General features: G+C 66.2%; 1 protein-coding gene. It reads right to left on the reverse strand.

Annotated features, from left to right (window positions below):
* The coding region (locus IG99_RS43570; protein ID WP_037684594.1) for a phosphopantetheine-binding protein at positions 1 to 441 on the reverse strand (441 nt) is incomplete at its 3' end.
* Positions 442 to 471 lie beyond the last annotated feature (30 nt).

Below are 471 nucleotides of genomic sequence, written 5' to 3' on the forward strand. Positions count from 1 at the left end.
CAAGCCCGCCAACGGCACCATCTCCGGCGTGATCACCTCAACGCCCTCGACGATCCCGTTCGGGGGGATCAACAGGTTCTTGCCCGTGGTCTCCAGGCCGGACGCGAGCCCCGCCACCGTCGGCGTGACGAACAACGACCGCACTGGCACCGCAAGCCCACGCTCACGCAACCGCTCCACCAAAGACACCGCCAACAGCGAATGCCCACCCAGCTCAAAGAAGTTGTCATCAATGGACACCCGGCCGATGCCGAGGACCTCCGCGAACACCCCGCACAGGATCTCCTCCTGCGGGGTGCGTGGTGCACGGCCTTCCGTGTTCGCGGTGAACTCCGGTGCGGGCAGGGCCCGTCGGTCCAACTTCCCGTTCGGGGTCAACGGCAAGACATCGATGGCGACGATCGCCGACGGGACCATGTAGTCCGGCACCGCTTCGGACACGTACGCCCGCAAGGCTTGCGGGTCAGCAGT

The organism is Streptomyces griseus subsp. griseus (assembly GCF_000720255.1).
Lineage (GTDB): Bacteria > Actinomycetota > Actinomycetes > Streptomycetales > Streptomycetaceae > Streptomyces > Streptomyces griseus_I.